Annotated in this window: 4 protein-coding genes and 2 pseudogenes; 4 read left to right on the forward strand and 2 right to left on the reverse strand. The window is 28.2% G+C overall.

Annotated elements, in window-relative coordinates; genetic code table 11:
- The 3 genes from OC698_RS02620 to OC698_RS02630 form a co-directional block, all read left to right on the forward strand.
- Positions 1-356, forward strand: a 356-nt coding sequence (locus OC698_RS02620; RefSeq protein ID WP_304513158.1) for a toprim domain-containing protein, incomplete at its 5' end; no start/stop codon positions are given.
- An 18-nt stretch (positions 357-374) separates the two neighbouring features.
- Positions 375-1,007, forward strand: coding sequence for a phase variable surface lipoprotein (locus tag OC698_RS02625; RefSeq protein ID WP_304513159.1), 633 nt, complete (start codon positions 375-377; stop codon positions 1,005-1,007).
- Positions 1,008-1,509: 502 nt separating this feature from the next.
- On the forward strand, positions 1,510-2,454 hold the full coding sequence (locus OC698_RS02630; RefSeq protein WP_304513160.1) for an IS3 family transposase: 945 nt from the start codon (positions 1,510-1,512) through the stop codon (positions 2,452-2,454).
- A 286-nt stretch (positions 2,455-2,740) separates the two neighbouring features.
- On the opposite strand, the gene OC698_RS02635 is transcribed toward OC698_RS02630, so the two are convergent.
- Both OC698_RS02635 and OC698_RS02640 read right to left on the reverse strand, forming a co-directional pair.
- The gene (locus OC698_RS02635) at positions 2,741-3,244 is read right to left on the reverse strand and encodes a hypothetical protein (RefSeq protein ID WP_304513161.1); all 504 of its coding nucleotides are present in this window, start codon (positions 3,242-3,244) and stop codon (positions 2,741-2,743) included.
- Positions 3,244-3,486 (reverse strand): annotated as a pseudogene (locus OC698_RS02640) (hypothetical protein); the annotation flags it as partial. The pseudogene OC698_RS02640 and the gene OC698_RS02635, both read right to left, overlap by 1 nt.
- A gap of 437 nt (positions 3,487-3,923) precedes the next feature.
- On the opposite strand from OC698_RS02640, the pseudogene OC698_RS02645 reads away from it, so the two are divergent.
- Positions 3,924-4,357 (forward strand): annotated as a pseudogene (locus OC698_RS02645) (IS3 family transposase); the annotation flags it as partial.

The following is a 4,357-nucleotide window of genomic DNA, read 5'->3' on the forward strand; positions in this document are numbered from 1 at the left end:
TGGTTGGTCTCATTTGTGTTGCCCAATTACTTTCCCAATCCCAACTAGAAATTATTAAAAAAGAAAAGATTAAAGTGATTATTGCCTTAGATAATGATGAAACAGGCCAAAAACGGAGTGAAGTTTTGGGCGAACAATTAACTTCCCAACAAATTCCTTATGAAATCCGAAGAATTTTACCCCCTTATGACCGAACTTGTAAAGATGTTGATGATTTATTACGCCAATATGGTAAGGCAGTTTATCAAAAATGTTTTTTAGATCCTTACCTCACTTATGAAAAAGCGAAAAAGAATAACCTAACCGATTTAGCGATTCGTTATTTTGGCGAAGACCGCGTCATTATTAAAAATTGAATAATCAGGAGACAAAAGATGAAAAATAACACCAATCAAGAAATTCGCATGGGAGGGAAAAATAATCAAACCACTCCCGATGATTTAATCCCCATTAAAAACTTTTTAATCAGCTTAAAAACCGATTTAATTAATCTCACCATTGTTGCCCATTCCAAAAAGAAAAATACTTATCAAGAAGCGAATTATCGTCCTAAAAATCAAACCCTTTTTGTGGATTCTCGTATATTAGAAGAAATTAAACAATTAAAAATCACCTTAATTAAAGATACTAGTAATAGTAAACTATTACTTACGGATTTAACCCCCCTAAAAAGTCCAAATAACCGCCTTCAAAACCACCATCCCCTTTTCCAAATCAATTATCAAAATGAAAAGAAAAATCAGATCAAAAAATTAATTGGGAAAATCGATGTCAATAAATTAGTAACTTTACAATTATATCCTCTAGATCCAAATAAGTTAGATAAATATCATAAACCTATCAAAACTAACTATAAGAAAGGTTTAAATATTATTTATTATCGTCAAGAAGATTTAAATTTTATCCAATCTTTTTTAACTAAAGCTCCACAAGGTTATCGGGTGAAAAAGTTACGTTCTGGTTATTTATCAAATTTAAATAAAAAAGAATTAAAAACGAATAAATAGTTTATAAAATTACCATTTTATTACCATTAGGTTACCATCTTGTTACCACTTGGTTACCATCTTGTTACCATATCACTTTACATATGTTCTTTTTAACAACAAGCTTCTCAAAGGAATGATACTTTATATTTTATATCGATAATGATAATGATACTCGATATTTGATATTATCGCATCATCATTCTTAATCATTATTGTTATCGATATCATAAAATTGCTTTGGAAACAACAATTTTGTTTTTAATTTATTTAAATCATTAAATTAACTTTAATTTTTAAGTTAATAGCCTTACCAAGGATTGTAGATAGATGTATATAAGGTAATTGTGTTTTTAATTTATTTAAATCATTAATTTAATTTTGATTTTGAGTTAATAATTTTCAAGGATTGCTATTTTGTATTAAAAAAGATAAATAAACTGAGAAGAGCTTAAAAAAAATCTTTCCGAGTTATAATAGGGAATATATTTTAAAATAATTGGTAAAGATAATTGGTCTTAAGATGCAAAAATTAAAACAAAAAATCGAATTATTACAAAAAATGATGGAAAAAATTAAAAAAATTGATAAAAAGATGGTTTTTTATTTGGTTAACCAATTCCAACAAACTCTCAATTTAACCACCATTTTACAAACCATCCGCATTAACCGAAGCACTTATTATTATTGGTTAAAAGTCCAAAATAAACTAAAGGAAAAAGAAGAAAAATATTTGTTACAACAAAAACGGATTAAAGCTTTATGTTTAAACTATCAATATTTTTATGGACATCGCAAAATCACCGATTTGTACCAAAAAACTTTTAACGAGAAAATTAGTAAGAAAAAAGTTTATATCATTATGAAAAAAAATGACATTCGGTGTCGGTTAAGAATGAAAAAAAATTTTACTTATTGTAATTTAAAAAATAATCTTCAAATTATTCCTAATTTAATCAATCAAGATTTTATCACAACTCAACCTTTTCAAAAACTTTTTACAGATATTACTTATTTTAAAACAAAGCAAGGATTTATTTATTTTTCTTGTATTATTGATGCTTTTAATAACCAAATAATTGCTTCACATGTTTCCAACCAACAAAATCAAGATTTAGTTTTAAAGACAATTAAAAAACTCCCCCAATTAAAAACCCCTTGTATCATGCATTCCGATCAAGGAATAGTTTATCAAACCAAAAAAATCCAACAAACTTTAAGAAAAAAAGGTTTTTTAATCAGTATGTCGCGAAAAGCTAACCCCCGCGATAATGCTGTAATTGAAAACTTTTTTGGTCAAATGAAAACGATTTTACAATATCAACAGCCTTTTTTATTAGAAAAATCCCCAGATAGAATGAAAAAAATAATTAATCAATTTCCCCAATTTTGGAATACACAGTGGATTTTAAAAAAATTAAACTATGCCACACCAATTCAATATATTCAAAATCAAACTAATTTTTGAACGGCCTTAAGCTAACCTGAAAAAGGTTACTTGAGTGCGCTTTTTTTAAAGAAAAAAGTTAAACTAATAGCAAATATCATTTTCTTTTCATTTTGTTCACGAGTTTTTCTCTTTTTTTGCTTAAATATATAGTGAGGATGATAAAATATAAAAAAAATATCTTTTGAAACAAAAGAATTATCAAAAAAAGTTTAGACACTTTTTTTAATTTCATAAAATATTTCTTTGGTTTGAAAAGATAGGAAATTATGAACTTATTTTTTAGTCTTCAAGCATAATTTTTCAATCAAAAATTGTCTAAAAAAACGGAACAGTTCAGCCAAGCCATAAATTTTCTTAATTTAGCGAAAATTTCTTGGTAGTAGAGATGGCGCTGATAAGGATCGGGATGGTCAAAAGTAGGTTTAATTATTTTTAAGAGTTGTTGGAAAAGTTTTTCTTGGGTATAAGTATGTTTTAAGTTAGTTAAGCAATCTAAGTTATTTTCAACCTGGTCTGGCTCACTTAAAAAAGCTAAGGAAGTTTGGGTAAAGGCATCTTGAGGAAAATGGGTTTGGAGATAAGTTAGTAATTGGGGAAGGAGCGCAGCGGCGGATGGGCTTTGATTAAAGGGATGAGGAGAGGGTTTTTCTAAAGTTAAATATTTTAAAGCTTGAAAGATTTGACGATGTTGGGGCTCGCAAAACCATTGGGGATCAATTAGGTCAAAATAAAACTGTAATTGTTCCTTTTTGTTTTGGTTTAGATAGGTGATAATTTGTTTTAAAGCTTTTTGTTCATTGGTTAACATTATCGTTTAACTCCTTTTGGCTTTTTAATGATATTAATATCGGGACAGGGAATAAATTGGTTTATCCTTAAAGTGTGTAAGAAGTGGTTAGCGCGCGGAGAAAATAAGTCGATAACTTGATTAATCCCAAGGATTTTGCCTTGGGTGATTTTCTTGTTTAATCTTTGTGCTTCTATAGTATTATTAGTTAATAAATAAAATTCAAAACGCGTATCGAGTTTTTTGAGTTGTTGGGCTTCCACCGCACTGAACCCATATTTTGTGACAACTTTTAAGAATATCAATAATCATCTCGATCACTATTTAAGTCGGAAATATCTCCGCTTTTCTCGTGAACCAAACTTTTTGGAACTGCGCTATTTGTAGAAAGTTAAATGTCCAATAAAAGTTTTACTCAAGACCAAAACCAAAATTATTTTACCTCCTCACTTATTAGTTAACCAAAAAAAAGAAAAAAAATCGCCTCTAAAATAAATTATTTTTTTATTTTAGTTCATTTATTTCCGATAAGGATGGTAAAATGGTACTATCTTCAATAAAGGAAAAAAGTTGCACATGTTAATCCCCGAAACAAATTGAATTATTACAAACAGTTATTCTTTATCAACGACCCGATTTATCAAAAATAATATTACCTTTAGTCAAAGTTTACCGCCAAACTTTAACAATTACCCAGATTTTGAACCTTTTAAAAATCAAAAGGCATCTTTATTATTATTGGCGGAAAAGTCAAAAAGCTCAACAAAAACGTCAACATCGTTACCAATTAATTACTAAAAGAGTGGGGTTATTATGTCAAAAGTATCATTATGCTTGTGGTTATCGCAAAATTACAGTTTTATATCGAGAATTTTTTCCAGAAATTGTCAATCATAAAATAATTTTAAAAATTATGAAAACTAACAATTGGTTAATGAAATGGCGACGTCCGCATACGAAAAACCAAATTTTTCACCAACATGTCGCTTATCAACCTAATTTAATCAAAAACCATTTTGTTACCGATCAACCTCTGACCAAACTTTATACCGATTTAACTTGTTTTCCAACAACTCAAGGATTATTATGGGTTTCAGTTATTTTAGATGGTTATCATCAAGAGATTTTAAGTTT

It is taken from the genome of Candidatus Phytoplasma gossypii, assembly GCF_030586975.1.
Classification (GTDB): Bacteria; Bacillota_I; Bacilli_A; order Acholeplasmatales; family Acholeplasmataceae; genus Phytoplasma; species Phytoplasma citri.

Excerpts from the sequence above, each read along its gene's own strand:
- OC698_RS02625 (WP_304513159.1), top strand. The coding sequence starts at position 375 with ATGAAAAATAACACCAATCAAGAAATTCGCATGGGAGGGAAAAATAAT.
- OC698_RS02635 (WP_304513161.1), bottom strand. The coding sequence starts at position 3,244 with ATGTTAACCAATGAACAAAAAGCTTTAAAACAAATTATCACCTATCTA.
- OC698_RS02630 (WP_304513160.1), top strand. The coding sequence starts at position 1,510 with ATGCAAAAATTAAAACAAAAAATCGAATTATTACAAAAAATGATGGAA.